This window comes from Bradyrhizobium sp. HKCCYLS2038 (assembly GCF_051167655.1).
GTDB lineage: Bacteria > Pseudomonadota > Alphaproteobacteria > Rhizobiales > Xanthobacteraceae > Bradyrhizobium.
Genome location: NZ_JBNPTM010000001.1, coordinates 565493 through 582438, shown reverse-complemented (window position 1 = coordinate 582438; position 16946 = coordinate 565493). Strand labels below are relative to the sequence as shown.

Sequence of the window (16946 nt, the reverse complement as noted above, 5' to 3'; positions counted from 1 at the left end):
TCGCGGCGTAATGTGGAAAGTGAAGCGTATGAATACCGCACGCATTGTGGTTCTGACCATCGCTGTGGGCGCGGGCGGCGTGGCCGCATATCTCGCAAGTGGATCCGATGAGCGCCCGGCGCCGGTCGCCGCGGCCGCTCCGCCGGTGCAGACGGTCGACGTTCTCGTCGCGAAATCCGACATCGGCCTCGGCCACTCGCTCAAGCCCGAGGATCTGCAGTGGCAGAGCTGGCCGGCCTCGACGGCAAGCGCGAGCTTCATTCGCCGCACCGATCGTCCCGAAGGCCAGGCACAGGTCACCGGCACGATCGCTCGCGCGCCCTTCATTGCCGGCGAGCCGATCCGCGAGCAGAAGCTCGTCAAATCCGACGGCTCCGGCTTCATGGCGGCGATCCTGCCCTCCGGCATGCGCGCCGTGTCCACCGAGATCTCGCCGGAGACCGGCGCCGGCGGCTTCATCCTGCCGAACGACCGCGTCGACGTCATCCTGTCCAAGCGCGAGCGCAATCCCGATCAGCCGAACGCCGGCGACATCATCAGCTCCGAGATCATTCTGTCGAACATCCGTGTGCTGGCGATCGACCAGGCTCCCAAGGAAAAGGATGGCCAGACCACCGTCGTCGGCAAGACGGTCACCCTGGAGCTGAAGCCGGCGCAGGCGGAGACGCTGGCGCGCTCGCGGCAGACCGGAACCTTGTCGCTCGCGCTCCGCAGCATCGCCGACGTCAACGTCGCCGAGAACCGCCCAGACGAGACCACCCGCAGGCGCGGCGACAGTGTTGCCGTCATCCGCTTCGGCATTCCCAGCACGATGACGACGCAGAAGTGACCGAGAGGACCTCTACAATGACATGCAGCGAAAATCAGCGGAAACTGCGGACCTCGGTGGTCCGCGCGCTGTCGTTTTCGGCGGCCGCTGCGCTGACCCTGAATCCGGCGCTGGCGCCGGTGATCGCGGCGGACTACCGCCCGGCGATCACGGCCGCCGCAGCCGACGGACAGATGAATGCGCGTTTCCTGGCGCTCGGAATCGGCAAGTCGGTGGTCATCGACCTGCCCCGCGAGATCAAGGATGTCCTGGTCGCCGATCCGAAGATCGCCAATGCGGTGGTCCGCTCATCGCAGCGCGCCTACATCATCGGCGCGACTGTCGGCCAGACCAACATCGTGTTCTTCGACGCGCAGGGTCAGCAGATCGCCGCCTATGACATCGCGGTCAAGCGCGACCTCAACGGCGCACGCGCCGCACTGCGGCAGTTGCTGCCCAATGCCGACATCCAGATCGAAGGCCTCGGCGACGGCGTCGTGCTGACCGGCTCGGCCGCCAACCAGATCGAGGCTCAGCAGGCCGGCGAGCTCGCCGCACGGCTGGCCGGCGGCGCGGACAAGGTCGTCAACTCCATCACCGTGCGCGGCCGCGACCAGGTCATGCTCAAGGTGACGGTCGCCGAGGTGCAGCGCTCGATCGTCAAGCAGCTCGGCATCGATCTGTCCGGCCAGCTCAACTACGGCACCGCCGTGGTCAAGTTCGCCAACTCGAATCCGTTCACCGCCTATGGCAGCAATCTCGTCTCCAACAACGCCATCAGCGCGGCGCTGGGAGCGACGCCGACCGTGCAGGCCACGTTGCGGGCGATGGAAAACGCCGGCGTGATCCGCACCCTGGCCGAGCCCAACCTGACGGCGATCTCCGGCGAGTCGGCGACGTTCATTGCCGGCGGCGAGTTCCCGGTCCCCGCCGGCTATTCCTGCGACCCGACAACCCATGTCTGTACGACGCAGATCAGCTTCAAGAAGTTCGGCATCTCGCTGAACTTCACCCCGGTCGTGCTGAGCGAAGGCCGCATCTCGATGCGGGTGATGACCGAGGTGTCCGAGCTCTCCAACGAGAACTCGATCACGCTGTCGCAGGCGGTCAGCTCGACGACCGTCAACTCGCTGACTGTCCCGTCCATCAAGACCCGCCGCGCCGAGACCACGCTGGAGATTCCGTCGGGCGGCGCCATGGCGATGGCCGGCCTGATCCAGCAGCAGACCAAGCAGGCGATCAGCGGCATGCCGGGCCTGATGCAGCTCCCCGTCCTCGGCGCGCTTTTCCGCAGTCGCGACTACGTCAACAACCAGACGGAACTGATGGTGCTGGTCACGCCCTTCGTGGTCCGCGCCGTCGCCCAGAAGGATCTCTCCCGTCCCGACGACGGCTTTGCCGCGGCATCCGATCCGCAGGCCGAGCTGTTGGGCAGCATCAACCGCATCTACGGCGTGCCCGGCCGGACCGAGTCCGGGCGCAATTACCGCGGCACTTACGGCTTCATCACGGACTGAGCTGGGACAAGGACTTGCACCGATGACAACGAAATCCAGCTCCGCTCGCCGCCGCCTGCCACTCGCGGCTGCCTTGGCCGCAACCGCCGCCCTGCTCGGCGCCTGCAACCACGGCCGCGACGCGGCCACGATCGCCAGCATTCCCGATGACTACCGGCTGAGACATCCGATCGCGGTCCAGGAGGCGCCGGACTCGCTGGTCGTTTTCGTCGGCCAGGGCCGCGGCGGTCTGACCGCCGAGCAGCGCGCGGACGTGATGGGGCTGGCGCAGAGCTGGGGCCGCCAGGGCACCGGCGGCATCAGCGCCGACGTCCCGACCGGGACGCCCAACGCGCGCGCGGCATCCGACTCGATGCGCGAGATCCAGTCGCTATTCGCCGCCGCGGGTGTTCCGCCGCACGCCGTCACCGTCCGGAATTATCAACCGAAGGACCCGCGCCAGATGGCGGCGATCCGGCTGAGCTACCCGAAGCTGTCGGCCACCGCCGGCCCGTGCGGGATCTGGCCGGATGATCTCGGGCCTTCGATCAAGAACAACAACTGGTTCGACAACAAGCCCGATTGGAACTACGGCTGCGCCTATCAGCGCAACATGGCCGCGATGGTCGACAATCCTGCCGATTTCGTTCAGCCGCGCGCAGAAACGCCGTCCTACACCACGCGCCGGACTGCGCTGTTCGACAAATACCGCAAGGGAACGTCAACCGCGATCGTCTATCCCGAGGCCGACAAAGCCAAACTCAGCGACACAGGCAAATGATCAGCTACGCCCGACAGACCCAAGAGGAGCAGCCTGACGTCGTGCCGCCGCCGGCCGACGATCATATCGCGCCGGCCCCGCGCGTGTCGGTGCAGGCGTTCTGCGAGACGGTGGAAACCGCGGCCGCGGTCCAGGCTGCCGGTGAGGACCGGCGTCTCGGCAAGGCGCATCTGAAGATCCAGATGGGCGGCATGGCGGCTGCGATCGAGGCCTATCGCTCGGCGCCGACGCCCAACGTCATCATTCTGGAGACCGACGCGCGCACCGACATTCTCGCCGGCCTCGACCATCTCGCAACCGTGTGCGATCCCGGCACGCGCGTCGTCGTGATCGGGCGCGTCAACGACGTGACGCTGTATCGCGAGCTCGTGCGCCGTGGCGTCAGCGACTATGTGCTGTCTCCGGTGACGCCGATCGACGTGGTTCGCTCGATTTGCAACCTGTTCTCCGCACCCGAGGCCAAGGCCGTCGGCCGCATCGTCGCGGTCGTCGGCGCCAAGGGTGGAGTCGGCGCATCGACCATCGCCCACAACATCGCCTGGGCGATCGCCCGCGATCTGGCGATGGATTCGGTCGTGGCCGACCTCGATCTCGCCTTCGGCACTGCCGGACTGGACTACAATCAGGACCCGGCCCAGGGCATCGCCGACGCCGTGTTCTCGCCGGACCGGGTCGATATCGCCTTCATGGACCGGCTGCTGTCCAAGTGTACCGACCATCTCAGCCTGCTGGCCGCGCCGGCGACGCTCGACCGCGTCTATGATTTCGGAGCCGAAGCCTTCGATGCGATCTTCGACACGCTGCGGACGTCGATGCCCTGCATCGTGCTCGATGTTCCCCATCAATGGTCGGGATGGACCAAGCGGGCGCTGATCAGCGCCGATGACATCCTGATCGTGGCCGCGCCGGACCTGGCGTCGCTGCGCAACACCAAGAACATGTTCGATCTGCTCAAGGCGGCGCGGCCGAACGACCGCATGCCGCTCTATTGCCTGAACCAGGTCGGGGTGCCGAAGCGGCCGGAGATCAACGCCAGCGAATTCGCCAAGGCGATCGAATCGCAGCCGATCGCCTCGATCCCGTTCGAGCCGCAGGTGTTCGGCGCGGCCGCCAACAACGGGCAGATGATCGCGGAGATGTCCCCCAATCACCGGACGACGGAGATGTTTCTGCAGATGGCGCAGCGGCTCACCGGCCGCAGCGAGACCAAGAAGCCGAAAGGCTCCTTCCTGTCGCCTCTGCTGGACAAGCTGAGGGCGAAGTAAGCACGCGTGGAGTTCTAGGTCGTGTTTGGTAAGCGTAGCGGATTGGACAACGATACCAGGGCTCTCAGGCCGGCCGCGCCTGCGCCCGAGCCGGCGCCGGCTGCGCCGCGCGCGGCTTCTCCGGCCGTGTCGTCGCCGCCTCTGGCTCCGACCCGATCGGCCCCGCCACCGCCGCCGCCGGCCGTCGAGACGCGCCGTTCCGACAACTATTACCAGGTCAAGGCGACGATCTTCGGCGCGCTGATTGAGGCGATCGACCTCGCCCAGCTCGCCAAGCTGGACGGCGAGTCCGCGCGCGAGGAAATCCGCGACATCGTCAACGAGATCATCGCGATCAAGAACATCGTGATGTCGATCGCCGAGCAGGAGGAACTGCTCGACGACATCTGCAACGACGTGCTCGGCTACGGTCCGCTCGAGCCGTTGCTGTCGCGCGACGACATCGCCGATATCATGGTCAACGGTGCCGGCACGGTCTACATCGAAGTCGCCGGCAAGATCCAGCGCACCGGGATCCGCTTCCGCGACAACCAGCAGCTCTTGAACATCTGCCAGCGCATCGTCAGCCAGGTCGGCCGGCGCGTCGACGAATCCTCGCCGATCTGCGACGCCCGCCTCGCCGACGGCTCCCGCGTCAACGCCATCGTGCCGCCGCTGGCGATCGACGGCCCTGCGCTCACCATTCGTAAGTTCAAGAAGGACAAGCTGACCCTCGATCAGCTCGTCAAGTTCGGCGCGATCTCGACGGAAGGCGCGGAGATCCTGCAGATCATCGGGCGTGTCCGCTGCAACGTGCTGATCTCCGGCGGTACCGGCTCCGGCAAGACCACATTGCTGAATTGCCTGACCAACTACATCGACCACGACGAACGCATCATCACCTGCGAGGATGCCGCCGAGCTCCAGCTGCAGCAGCCGCACGTGGTACGCCTCGAAACCCGGCCGCCCAACATCGAGGGCGAAGGCCAGGTGACGATGCGCGAACTGGTGAGAAACTGTCTGCGTATGCGTCCCGAACGCATCATCGTCGGCGAAGTCCGCGGCCCGGAGGCCTTCGACCTCCTCCAGGCCATGAACACCGGTCACGACGGCTCGATGGGCACGCTCCACGCCAACAATCCGCGCGAAGCGTTGTCGCGCTGCGAATCCATGATCACCATGGGCGGCTTCTCGCTGCCGTCGCGGACCATCCGCGAAATGATCTGCGCGTCGATCGACGTGATCGTGCAGGCCGCCCGCCTGCGCGACGGCTCTCGCCGCATCACGCACATCACCGAGGTGATGGGCATGGAAGGCGACACCATCATCACCCAGGACGTCTTCCTCTACGACATGGTCGGCGAGGATGCGAACGGCAAGATCATCGGCCGGCATCGCTCGACCGGCATCGGCCGTCCGCGGTTCTGGGAGCGCGCGCGCTACTACGGCGAAGAGAAGCGGCTGGCGGCGGCGCTCGACGCCGCCGAGGTCGCGAGCAAGGACTGAGGAGCAGACCGATGAAGCTTCAGGCTCTCGCCCTTGCCTTTCTGGCCGCGACCGCGATCGGCGGTCTCGCCTGGGTGTTCATCTATCCGTTGCTGTCCGGCGAGCGGAAGGCCGAGCAGCGGCGCAGCACCGTCGCCAAGTCGGAGCCCGTCGTCCGCCAGGCCGAGCGCACCCAGCGCTCGCGCCGCGAGCAGGTCGAATCCTCACTGAAGGATCTCGAAGCCAAGGCGCAGAAGCAGAGCAAGGTGCCGTTGAACCTGCGGATCTCGCAGGCCGGCCTCGACTGGACCGTGCAGAAATTCTGGATCGTCTCCGGTATTCTCGGCCTCGCAGCCTGCGCCCTCGCCTTCTTCGGCGGTGGCGGTCCGCTCGGCGCGCTCGGCCTCGGCTTTGCGGCGGGCTTCGGCCTGCCGCGCTGGGTGCTGGGGTTCCTGAAAGGCCGGCGCGAGAAGAAATTTCTGGCGGCGCTGCCGGATGCGGTGGACGTCATCGTCCGCGGCATCAAGGCCGGCCTGCCTTTGTTCGAATCCATCAAGGTGGTCGCAGCCGACGCGCCCGAGCCGCTGCGCAGCGAATTCCTCGCGATCATCGAGACCCAGGCGATCGGCATGCCGCTCGGCGAGGCCTGCACCCGGCTGTATGAGCGGATGCCGCTGCCCGAGGCCAACTTCTTCGGCATCGTCATCGCGATCCAGCAGAAGTCGGGCGGCAACCTCTCCGAGGCGCTCGGCAACCTCTCCAAGGTGCTGCGCGACCGCAAGAAGATGTCCGAGAAGATCCAGGCGATGTCGATGGAAGCCAAGGCTTCCGCCGGCATCATCGGCTCGCTGCCCCCGATCGTGATGCTGCTCGTCTATCTGAGCACCCCCGACTACATCTCGCTGCTCTGGACCCATCCGACCGGGCAGCTGATGCTCGTCGGCTGTCTGGTGTGGATGTCGATCGGCATCATGGTCATGAAGAAGATGATCAACTTCGATTTCTGAGGTGAACCATGGTCGACTTTCTGGTCACCAAGCTGCACGACCCGCACTTCATGACGATGTTCTTCGCCGCGATCGCGGCGAGCGCCACCGTCTACACGCTGATCATGCCGCTGTTCGCGGGCGAGAACCTGAACAAGCGCATGAAGGCGGTCGCCAGCGAGCGCGAGCGGATCAAGCAGCGTGAACGCGAGCGGCTGAACGCCGGCGAGAAGGTCTCGCTGCGGCAGACGCCGAAACAGCTGGTCGCCAAGGTGGTGGATGATTTCAACCTCACTAAATGGCTTGCCCAGGAAGCCGCCCGCGAAAAGCTCATCATGGCCGGCTATCGCGGCCAGGCGCCCTACATCACCTTTTTGTTCGCCCGGCTGGTGGCGCCGGTGGTGCTGTTCGTGGGCTCGGTGCTCTATGTCTTCGTGATCGCTCACCTCGAGAAGTCGATGCCGGTCAAGATCGGCATCTGCGTCGGCATGGCCTATCTCGGCCTGCAGGCGCCGATGCTGTTCCTCAGCAACGCGATCTCGAAGCGCCAGCTGTCGATCAAGCGTGCGTTCCCTGACGCGCTCGACCTGCTGCTGATCTGCATCGAATCCGGCATGTCGATCGAGGCCGCGTTCCGCAAGGTGGCGGTGGAAATCACCAGCCAGTCGATCGCGCTGTCCGAGGAGTTCACGCTCACCACGGCGGAACTCTCGTATCTGCAGGACCGCAAGGTCGCCTACGAGAATCTCGCCCGCCGCACCGGGCTGGAAGGCGTCAAGTCGGTCTGCCTCGCGCTCCAGCAATCCGAGCGCTACGGCACTCCGCTCGGCCAGTCGCTGCGCGTGATGGCGCAGGAGAATCGCGACATGCGCATGAACGAGGCCGAGAAGAAGGCCGCGGCGCTGCCGCCGAAGCTGACGGTGCCGATGATCCTGTTCTTCCTGCCGGTGCTGTTCGTGGTCATTCTGGGACCGACCGGCATCAAGGTCGCTGCCATGCAGTAGCAGGCCGAGATTTCGCTTGCAGACGGCGCCGGCAGCTGGAAGCTAGGCGGAGCATGACCGAGGTCTCCGCCTGATGTCCGACCAGCTCCGCCGCGCCGACGGCGCCCGCGTCCTCGCCGACCTGAACGCGCTGCGCGCGTTTGGCACCTTCAAGACCGGCGTGCACCGGCCGACCTTTTCCGAGGCCCATCGCCAATCGCTGACATGGCTCGCCGAGCGCCTGCCCGACGCGCAGCTGACGCCCGAGATCGACGGCATCGGCAACGTGCTCGGCACCAGCGCCAAGTCCGGCCCCAAGCTGCTGGCCGGCTCGCATCTGGAGAGCCAGAACGAGGCCGGTTGGCTCGACGGTCCGCTCGGCGTCGTCTACGCGCTGGAGGCGGCGCGCGTGCTCAATCCGGACCCCTCGATCGGCGGCGCCGTCGAGGTCGCTTCGTGGTGCGACGAGGAGGGCCATTTCGGCAGCATGCTCGGCAGCCGGTCCTATGTCGGCGATGTCAGCGAGGCCGAGATCGACGCCGCGCGCGACCGCAGCAGCCCGCGCACGATGCGCGAGGCGCTGACCGAGATGGGGTTCGCCGGACGTCCGCGCGTCCACGCCGCGCGCGGCCGTCACATCGGCTATCTCGAAGCCCATATCGAGCAGGGCGACACGCTCGAGACGGGCAGCCTCAGGATCGGCGTCGTCACCTCGATCGTCGGCATCTGGCAGTACCGCATCACCTTCACCGGCGAGCAGAACCACGCCGGCACGACGCGGATGGCGGTGCGCAAGGATGCCGGGCTCGCGCTGGCCAAGTTCTGCGTGGCCATCGACGCCCGCTTTCCCGCCGCCTGCGGCCCGCGCACGGTATGGACCACCGGCCGCATCACGCTCGATCCGGGCGCGCCGAGCATCATCCCCGGTGGCGCCGAGATGCTGTTCCAGATCCGCGATGACAATCCCGCCGTGGTCGACCGGCTCGAAGCGCTGTTGCGCGAGATGGCCTCGCAAGCCACGTCGGCAGGCCCGTGTCCGGTCGTGGTCGAATGCATCCGCACCGGCGCGCCGGCGATGATGGACGCCACGTTCCAGGACGCCATCGAGGCCGCGAGCCGTGATCTCGCCGGCGGCCAATCGCTACGGATGCCGAGCGGCGCAGGGCACGACGCGCAGGTGCTGGCGACCATCATGCCGGCCGGGATGCTGTTCGTGCCGTCGATCGGCGGCATCAGCCATCACTGGACGGAGAACACCTCCGACGCCGATATCGCCACCGGCGCCGACGTTTTCGTCGACACCTGCCGGAGGCTGCTGGCAGGGGCGCCCCGATGAGGAGCGCCGTCAGTCGGGCTGGTTGAGTGCCGCCATCGGCGTCGCCGGCCGCGCCTTGCCCTTGCCTTGACCCTGGCTCTGCCCCTGGATCATCTGCTTGAGATAGGCGACGTTGGCGGCGGCCTCGTCGGGCGGCAGGTCGGCCCGCGCGATCTGCTCGGCTTCGGCGAAGCGGCCCTGCAGCCCGATCACCAGCGCCAGGTTCTGGCGCACCCGCGCATCCGCGCGCTGCGAGCCGTAGGCCTGGCGCAGTGCCTCTTCGGCCTTCGGCAGCTCCCGCGTCAGCATGTAGGACAGGCCGAGATTCGACAGCACCGACGGCTCGCCCGGAACGATCTTCAGCGCGCTCTCGTAGTAGCGCCGCGCCTCGTCGTGACGGCCCATCTGGTCGAGCGCGGTGCCCTGCACCGACAGCAGCTTCCAGTCGGGGTTTTCGGGCGAGTGCGCGCGCGACAGCACGTCGAAGGCCAGCTTGAAATTGCCGTTGTCTGCGAGCGCCCGTCCGTAGGCGGCCATCACGGTCTTGTTGCCGGGATTGGCGAGCGTCGCCTGCTCGAGCACCGCGACCGCCTGCTCGCGCTGGCCGTTGTTGCGCAGCGCCTGGCCGTAGGCGACGGCGGTGGCCGCATCCTTCGGATTGGCGCGATAACGCTCGCCATAGACCTCGGCCGCACGCTGCGGCGTCGCCGGCGGCGGCTCGGCGCGGCTGCCCAGCGATCCCGTCACGTCGGATACGGTCTGGCAGCCGCCGAGGCCGGCAGCGAAAAGAGCGGCGAGCGCCACGGAGACGAGAAGCCGGGCAATGGGAGGCTGCTGACGCATGGTCACGGGACTCGAGGAACGAGCGGATTGAACGCGACAGCAATAAACTGTTAACGCTAACAGCCGGTTAATGGCGCCATGCAGGCGCCGGCCGGTGCGATTGCAGGGACGATCAAACTCTGCGAAGTCTGCCCCCAGCGCGCCCCCTCAAGGAAGCATTAGGCATGCCGTCGATGTTCGAGACCGCCCCCACGACAACCGCCATCCCGATCACCTTCGTGACGAAGGCGAGTTGGCCGGGGATCAAGCAGGGCTTGTCGGCGCCGGCGCGCAATTTCGCCGAGGCCAATGTCTACGCCGCCAAGCCCGGCAGCTGCCTGATGCTCCCCGATGCCGAGGGGCGCATCGTGCAGGTGCTGTTCGGCATCGAGGATGACGACGCCAGGCATCGCGACCTGTTCCGTCCGGGCACCCTGCCCGGCCTGCTGCCGGCCGGCACCTACCGCTTCGCCAACGCGCCGCATGATAGCAGGCTCGCCGCGCTGGCCTTCGCGCTCGGCAGCTATCGCTTCGGCCGCTATCGCAAGTCCGAGGCGCCGGAGGTCCGTCTCGTGCCGCCGGACGGCGTCGACGCCGCCGAGCTCAACCGCCTCGCCGAGGCGGCGACGCTGGCGCGCGATCTCGTCAACACGCCGTCCAACGACATGGGGCCGGAGGAGCTCGAGGCCGCCGCGAAGCAGGTCGCCGACCGCTTCGGCGCCCGCTTCAGCAGCATCGTCGGCGACGATCTGCTGGCGCAGAACCATCCGCTGATCCACGCCGTCGGCCGCGCCTCGACGCGGGCGCCGCGGCTGATCGAGCTCAACTGGGGCGATGCCTCGCATCCGAAGGTCACGCTGGTCGGCAAGGGCGTGTGCTTCGACACCGGCGGGCTCGATCTCAAGCCGTCCAGCAGCATGCTGCTGATGAAGAAGGACATGGGCGGCGCCGCCAACGTGCTGGCGCTGGCGCAGATGGTGATGGACGCGAAGCTGAAGCTGCAGCTGCGCGTGCTGATCCCGGCGGTCGAGAATTCCGTCGCCGGCAACGCCTTCCGTCCGATGGACGTGTTTCCCTCGCGCAAGGGTCTCACGGTCGAGATCGGCAACACCGATGCCGAGGGCCGACTGATCCTCGCCGATGCGCTGGCGCTCGCCGACGAGGACAAGCCCGATTTCCTCATCGACATGGGCACGCTGACGGGGGCGGCGCGCGTCGCGCTCGGTCCCGAGCTGCCGCCGTTCTACACCAACGACGAAGCGCTCGCCGCCGACGTCGCGCGCTGCGCGGCCGCAGAGAACGATCCGCTGTGGCGAATGCCGCTATGGGCGCCCTATGATGCGTGGCTCGACTCCAAGGTCGCGACCCTCAACAACGCGCCGTCTGGCGGCTTCGCCGGCTCGATTACCTGTGCTCTCTTCCTGCAGCGCTTCGTCGAGCCGACGACACGCTGGCTGCATCTCGACATCTTCGCCTGGACGCCGTCGGCCAAGCCCGGTCGTCCCGAAGGCGGCGAGTGCCAGGCCGCGCGCGCGCTCTACAAGCTCCTGAGCGAGCGCTATGGCTAATCCACGCGTCACGCCGGCCCGCGGCGACATCGCCGCCAGGCATCTGCAGGGGCAGGTGACCGCCGATCGCTTCGTCGACGGCGAGACGCTCGTCGTGACCGATGCGATCGCGCCGTTGCGTCAGCAGCCGCAATCCGGCGCGGAGCTCGCGACACAGGCGCTCAAGGGTGAGCGCGTCACGATCTACGATCGCAATGGCGAGGGCTGGGCCTGGGGCCAGCTCGCCGCCGACGGCTATGTCGGCTGGCTGCCCGAGGCCGCGCTGGCTGCGCCCACGGCTGCGCCGACGCACAGGATCAGCGCGCTCCGCACCTTCGCGCTTCCGGGACCGTCGATCAAGCTGCCGCCGGTCGAGACGCTGCTGACGGGATCGGCCGTTGCGGTGGTCCGCGAGGAGGCGAGCTTCGTGCTGACGCACGAGGGCTGGTTCGTGCCGAAGCAGCACGTCGCTGCTCTCGACCATGTCGAACCCGATTTCGTCGCGGTCGCCGAACGCTTCGTCGGCACGCCCTATCTGTGGGGCGGCAAGAGCAGCCTCGGCGTCGACTGCTCCGGTCTCGTGCAGGTGTCGCTGAATGCCACGGGCGTGAGTTGCCCGCGCGACAGCGACATGCAGCTCGCGGCGCTGGGACGCACGCTCGATCCCACCGAACGCGCGCAGCTCCACCGCGGCGACCTGATCTTCTGGAAGGGCCACGTCGCCATCGTGCGCGATGCCGACACGATCGTGCACGCCAACGCGTTTCACATGGCGACGTCGATCGAGACAGTGAGCGAAGCGATCGCGCGCATCAAGGTCGGCGGCAGCGACGTGCTCGCAATCAAGCGGCTCGGCTGAGTTCGTAGCAGCGATATTTAGTACCGCCGACATATTCTCTCGCATCTTGAATTCACGTGGCGCCCATGATTGCGCCCTCTCCCCTTGCGGGAGAGGGCATGTAGGACAGCGCAGCAAGCGCGGTTGGGTGAGGGGTATGCTTCCACGAGCGACGCTTGCTGAGAGATACCCCTCACCCAACCGCATGCTTGGATGGGCCGTACATGCCCTCTCCCGCAAGGGGAGAGGGCGCTGCATCTGACATCGCTGCGCTTGCGATGACGCGTTGAGAGCGGCGCGCAGCCCGATACACCTATCAAACAGCATGAGGACGAGCGTCCGCAGTCTCGCGGCCACGACGGCCCGAGTTTTGCGACGTCATCGCCCTCGACAATGAGAGGGCGCAGGGAAGGCCGGGTGCCGGTCGCACCCGTGGTTGCGTGCAAAATGCACGCGGTAGTCACCACAGGTACGGGCCGAACATCCGGCCTCCCCTGCGCGATGGGCTTACGGCTTATACGTGCTCTCCCCAGGGACCGGCTGTCTTGCCCCTGTCGGCCGCAGGGCTCATCAGCGCCCGCGACCTTGACGCCAGCATCGGGGCGCCAGGACCACACGACTTCGTCGTCCGCATGATGCCGTTCGTCCGTGCGCACCTGCGCACGCAGCATCATCGCGGCCATCGCATCCCGCACCCGACGTCCGTGACGACGCGTACGCCCCTCTCGTGGGACGGGACAGGGCGATGAATGGCGCTGATTTGCCCGACGGCGCAAGCTGTTTCTTTTTTTGGAACGTCTTGACTGAAAATCAGAACACGCGCCCGACGGGCAAATCATCGCAGCACTCCGCTCCATGCTGGGCCGCCGCGTTTCGCAATCAGATGAAGCCGACGACTCCGTCGCGACCGTCATCGATCTTGCGGCCGTGGCTCGGTCGCAGGCCTTCGGGTGGAGCACCGCCGCGCCGGAGCGCGACGCCGCCGGCGACGCCGACGCCGATCACGTAGACCCATCCCTCGTTGACGTCGTAGCCCTGAGAGCTCACCAGCGAGCAGAGGAAGGTCTGCAGCACGACGACCAATCCGATCCCGTCCGTCCAGCAGGCGGTGCTGAACAGGCCGATATGGCTGCTCCACATCGCGTAGAGAACGATGAGGCCGGCCAGCCCCCATTGCCAAGCGACGCTCAGACTCTGGTTCTGCGGATCGCGCACGGCCCCGAGTGGCGCTGCCGGCGCCGCAGCAGCGCTCGCGGCCGGACGCATGACTCCGGTGCCGTGGCCGAACAGCGGAGCTTCACCGAGCGACACGACGGAGCGCTGCAGATCCGCCAGCCGCTCCGCCGGGCCGAAGCCCGGCGATGCCGACGGGTGATGGTAGGCCACGATGGCGCCGATCGGCCTGCTCAACAGCGGCGCAGCCGCCCAGGCGACGCCTCCAGTGGCGGCGACCGCCGCCAGCAGGACCACCGCGATCCGCCGCCTGAAGCGACGCAGGATCAACCCAAGCAACAGCACGGACAGACTCATGCACGCCGTCGGCGCAGGCCGCATGATCAGTTCGTGCACGAAGAACAGCAGGCTGAGCGCGGCGAGGACCGCAGCGCTCCGGACCTGCCCGCGCTGAAGCCATGCGAGGGCAGCGGCCATCAGCGCAAATGCACAGAGCAGACCTTGCGAGCGCCCCGCAAGGCCGTGGCCAGTCCACACGCCGGAGCCCGCCGACACGTCCGCTGCGAACCAGGACAGCATCATGGCTGCCATCGATGACGCGACAAAGCTGGCAAACACCCAGCTCGCGCGCTCCGAGCGCTTGAAATGATGAAACAGGAACGGAATGAGCAGCAGCTTCGACACCGGATTGATAGCCTGCAGTCCGACTTCCCAGGGCGCGTCGGACCAGAGCACGCCGAGATCGGCCAGCGCAAACAGCGCGAGCGGCAGCACACAGGCCGGAAGCGCCAGGCTCCTGATCAGTTCATCCCAATCGACCGACGGGATGACCAGGATCAGCCAGCCGATCATGAGGACGGCCGTCGCCGTCGTCGACCACGGCAGGACTGCCGCTGTCAGCACCACGAGCAGGTCGGTCGTGAGGAGATAGGCGGGAGTCTCGGTCCAGGGTCGCGTCGCCCACCCGGCGTTGCCAGGATTCGGCACGTCCGAAGCGCTGCCCTCGACGTTCATGAGATACGCCTCCTGGAGCATTGCGAACTCCTCGTTCAGCAGGCCGGAGATGGCGTCCGCAACGCTCCCTGGCATTGCGGAACCACACGGTCCGTGGGTTGAACGCCCCTCCAATACGTGGGAAATTTTCACACGTCAAGGAATGTGTGGGATTGTGTCCCACAACGGGACCGGCTAAAATTTGGCCATGGATCCGAAATCCCGGACGCCGTCGCCGCTGAACGCGACGCAGCTGCAAGCGCCGCTGGCGCGCCTGCTGCGTCCGCTCGTGCGCCTGTGCATCCGCAGCGGGATGACGTTTCCGGCGCTGGCCCAGTTGCTGCGCGAGCTGTTCGTGAACGTCGCCGAGCATGATTTCGCGCTGGACGGCAAGCCGCAGACCGACAGCCGCGTCAGCCTGCTCACCGGCATTCACCGCAAGGAGGTGGCGCGGCTGCGCGGCGCGGGTGCACCGGTCAACGTGGTGCCCGCGACCTTGTCGCGCACCAGCGCCATCATCGCGCATTGGCTGGCCGCCCCGGAGTTCACCGACGTCAAGGGCGATCCGCTGCCGCTGCCGCGCACCGCCGAGGACGATGCGCCGTCGTTCGAGGCGCTGGTCTCGACGATCACCAAGGACGTGCGCCCGCGCGCGGTGCTCGACGAATGGCTCGACCGCCAGCTGGTGACGATCGATGCCGACGACAACATCGTGCTCACGGACACCGGCTTCGTGCCGCGCGGCGACGACGACCGCAAATGGTACTATCTCGGCCGCAACCTGCATGATCACATCGCAGCCGCGGCGGACAACGTCTCCGAGGCGACGCCGCGCTTCATGGAGCGCGCGGTGCACTATGACGGGCTGTCGCCGAAGCTGGCGCGGCGTCTCGAAGCGCGCTCGCGCGAGCTGGCCATGGAGGCGCTGAAGACCGCCAACCGCGAGGCCAACCGTGCGCTCGCCAAGGACAAGGGCGGCGACGCGCGCTGGAATTTCGGCGTCTACATCTATCTGGAAGAGCCGAAGGACAGCGAGGACGGCAAGACATGAGCCGGCCGCCGCTGCTCTCACGCCGGGCTCTGCTCAGCTCGCTCTGGCTCGCCGCATCCTCCGCGCTGGCGTGGGGACAGACCCGTGGGGGCAGCGACCAGGGCCTCGGCGGCACCGGGCTCAACGGCGGCCAGGATCAGGGCATGGGCGGCACCGGCATCGTCGGCGTGATCCAGCGCTTCGGCAGCATCTTCGTCAATGGTGAGCGCGTCAGCTACGCGCCGAACGTGCCGGTGGTGATCGATGGCGAAGCCGCTTCCGTGAAGGCGCTGAAGATCGGCCAGCTCGCCCGCGTGCTGGCGCGGCGGGATGCGAATGGGACGCTGACGACGGCACGCATCGATGTGGTGAGCGAGGTGGCGGGGCCGATCGAGGCGGTCAGGCCGGGCGAGCTCACCGTGCTCGGCCAGACGGTGGTCTCGCCGGGACAGGAGAGCTGGCGCAAGGTCGGCGCCCATGTCGCCGTGTTCGGTCTGAGGCGCAGCGACGGCGTCATCGTCGCCAGCTTGGTCGACCCGCGCACCACAACCACGAGCCGGATCACGGGCGTCGTGGTCCGTGACCGCAACGGCGCCCTCGCGATCGGCGGCCTGCGTCTCGTGGGTGCCAATCAGACCCTGGTCGGCCAGCGTGTCCAGGCCGAAGGCGCTGTGACGCAGGGCGCGATGCAGGTCGCGCGGATCAGGCCCGATGATCTCAAGGACTTCGCGCGCGCCAACCGCTTGCTGGTCGAGGGCTATGTCCAGCGGGTCGGTAGCGAACTGCGGTTCGGCTCGGGCTACGTCGCGCGCGACAATTCGCGCTTCCAGCCGGCGGGCGAAGTGCGCGTCGTGATCGACGCGGTGCCCGACGGTGCCGGCGGATTGCGCGCCGAGTCGGTGCAGTCGGTCGACCGCTTCCCGGGCGAATCGGTGCGCGGCCCACAGGCGCCGCGCGGCCAGGGTCCGATGCAGGGACCGGGCGGCCCGGGTCGCGGCGGCAGCCCTGGCGGTGCCGGCACGCCGGGTGGGCCAGGCGCGCCGAACAATCCGGGCACTCCCGGCCATCAGGGCGCGCCCGGCTTCGGCCGCGACAGCGGCATGTCACCTCCGGGCAGCGTGGGTTCACCCGGCGGCTTCGGCCCCGGCGGCGCATCGCCCCCGCCGGGCTTCGGCGGCGCGCCGGGTGGTGCTCCATCTGGCGGAGGCGGCTTCGGCGGCCAAGGCGGGTTTGGTGGTGGTGGTGGTGGCCGACGCTGAGCGCGACGCAGACGCTGCAACCTCTCCCCGCCCTTTGCGGGGAGAGGTCGGATTGCGCAGCAATCCGGGTGAGGGGCATGGCACGTACGTGGCCCCGATCGCAGGTCCATCGGACGGGCACGAAAATAGTGAGGCGCAGTCGGACTCATTTTCGAAGCGGACTGACAACTAAATTCGCGGCAGATG

Annotated in this window: 14 protein-coding genes; 12 read left to right on the top strand and 2 right to left on the bottom strand. The window is 67.5% G+C overall.

The genetic code is table 11. The features are described 5' to 3' along the window. Nucleotides 1-28: 28 nt before the first annotated feature. The 8 genes from cpaB to ACQR1I_RS02530 all read left to right on the top strand — a co-directional run bounded on the left by cpaB (nucleotide 29) and on the right by ACQR1I_RS02530 (nucleotide 9119). On the top strand, nucleotides 29-829 hold the full coding sequence (cpaB, locus tag ACQR1I_RS02565) for a Flp pilus assembly protein CpaB (protein ID WP_434865608.1): 801 nt from the start codon (nucleotides 29-31) through the stop codon (nucleotides 827-829). Nucleotides 830-846: 17 nt separating this feature from the next. Further along, on the top strand, nucleotides 847-2325 hold the full coding sequence (locus ACQR1I_RS02560) for a type II and III secretion system protein family protein (RefSeq protein ID WP_434865607.1): 1479 nt from the start codon (nucleotides 847-849) through the stop codon (nucleotides 2323-2325). Between the two features lie 22 nt (nucleotides 2326-2347). Then, nucleotides 2348-3085: a CpaD family pilus assembly protein gene (locus tag ACQR1I_RS02555; protein ID WP_434865606.1), complete on the top strand. Its 738-nt coding sequence runs from the start codon at nucleotides 2348-2350 to the stop codon at nucleotides 3083-3085. After that, nucleotides 3082-4350: an AAA family ATPase gene (locus ACQR1I_RS02550; protein ID WP_434865605.1), complete on the top strand. Its 1269-nt coding sequence runs from the start codon at nucleotides 3082-3084 to the stop codon at nucleotides 4348-4350. Before ACQR1I_RS02555 ends, ACQR1I_RS02550 begins: the two co-directional genes overlap by 4 nt. A gap of 21 nt (nucleotides 4351-4371) precedes the next feature. Beyond that, on the top strand, nucleotides 4372-5835 hold the full coding sequence (locus ACQR1I_RS02545) for a CpaF family protein (RefSeq protein ID WP_434865604.1): 1464 nt from the start codon (nucleotides 4372-4374) through the stop codon (nucleotides 5833-5835). Between the two features lie 11 nt (nucleotides 5836-5846). Next, complete coding sequence (locus ACQR1I_RS02540; protein ID WP_434865603.1) at nucleotides 5847-6821, top strand: type II secretion system F family protein; 975 nt, start codon at nucleotides 5847-5849, stop codon at nucleotides 6819-6821. A gap of 8 nt (nucleotides 6822-6829) precedes the next feature. Continuing rightward, on the top strand, nucleotides 6830-7804 hold the full coding sequence (locus ACQR1I_RS02535) for a type II secretion system F family protein (protein ID WP_434865602.1): 975 nt from the start codon (nucleotides 6830-6832) through the stop codon (nucleotides 7802-7804). Between the two features lie 73 nt (nucleotides 7805-7877). Further along, nucleotides 7878-9119 (top strand): Zn-dependent hydrolase, encoded by a 1242-nt coding sequence (locus ACQR1I_RS02530; protein ID WP_434865601.1) that lies wholly within the window; start codon nucleotides 7878-7880, stop codon nucleotides 9117-9119. A gap of 9 nt (nucleotides 9120-9128) precedes the next feature. On the opposite strand, the gene ACQR1I_RS02525 is transcribed toward ACQR1I_RS02530, so the two are convergent. Continuing rightward, entirely contained in the window at nucleotides 9129-9941 is an 813-nt protein-coding gene (locus ACQR1I_RS02525; RefSeq protein WP_434865600.1) for a tetratricopeptide repeat protein, read from the bottom strand. Nucleotides 9942-10105: 164 nt separating this feature from the next. On the opposite strand from ACQR1I_RS02525, the gene ACQR1I_RS02520 reads away from it, so the two are divergent. After that, nucleotides 10106-11488: a leucyl aminopeptidase family protein gene (locus tag ACQR1I_RS02520; protein ID WP_434865599.1), complete on the top strand. Its 1383-nt coding sequence runs from the start codon at nucleotides 10106-10108 to the stop codon at nucleotides 11486-11488. Next, nucleotides 11481-12326, top strand: a complete 846-nt coding sequence (locus tag ACQR1I_RS02515; RefSeq protein ID WP_434865598.1) for an NlpC/P60 family protein — start codon at nucleotides 11481-11483, stop codon at nucleotides 12324-12326. Before ACQR1I_RS02520 ends, ACQR1I_RS02515 begins: the two co-directional genes overlap by 8 nt. An 858-nt stretch (nucleotides 12327-13184) precedes the next feature. Here the strand turns inward: ACQR1I_RS02515 and ACQR1I_RS02510 are convergent. Next, nucleotides 13185-14513: an O-antigen ligase domain-containing protein gene (locus ACQR1I_RS02510; RefSeq protein WP_434865597.1), complete on the bottom strand. Its 1329-nt coding sequence runs from the start codon at nucleotides 14511-14513 to the stop codon at nucleotides 13185-13187. A 166-nt stretch (nucleotides 14514-14679) separates the two neighbouring features. Here ACQR1I_RS02510 and ACQR1I_RS02505 point away from each other — a divergent pair, with 166 nt between their 5' ends. Further along, entirely contained in the window at nucleotides 14680-15522 is an 843-nt protein-coding gene (locus tag ACQR1I_RS02505; RefSeq protein WP_434865596.1) for a DUF6502 family protein, read from the top strand. Then, the gene (locus ACQR1I_RS02500) at nucleotides 15519-16760 is read left to right on the top strand and encodes a DUF5666 domain-containing protein (RefSeq protein ID WP_434865595.1); all 1242 of its coding nucleotides are present in this window, start codon (nucleotides 15519-15521) and stop codon (nucleotides 16758-16760) included. Before ACQR1I_RS02505 ends, ACQR1I_RS02500 begins: the two co-directional genes overlap by 4 nt. Nucleotides 16761-16946: the final 186 nt, after the last annotated feature.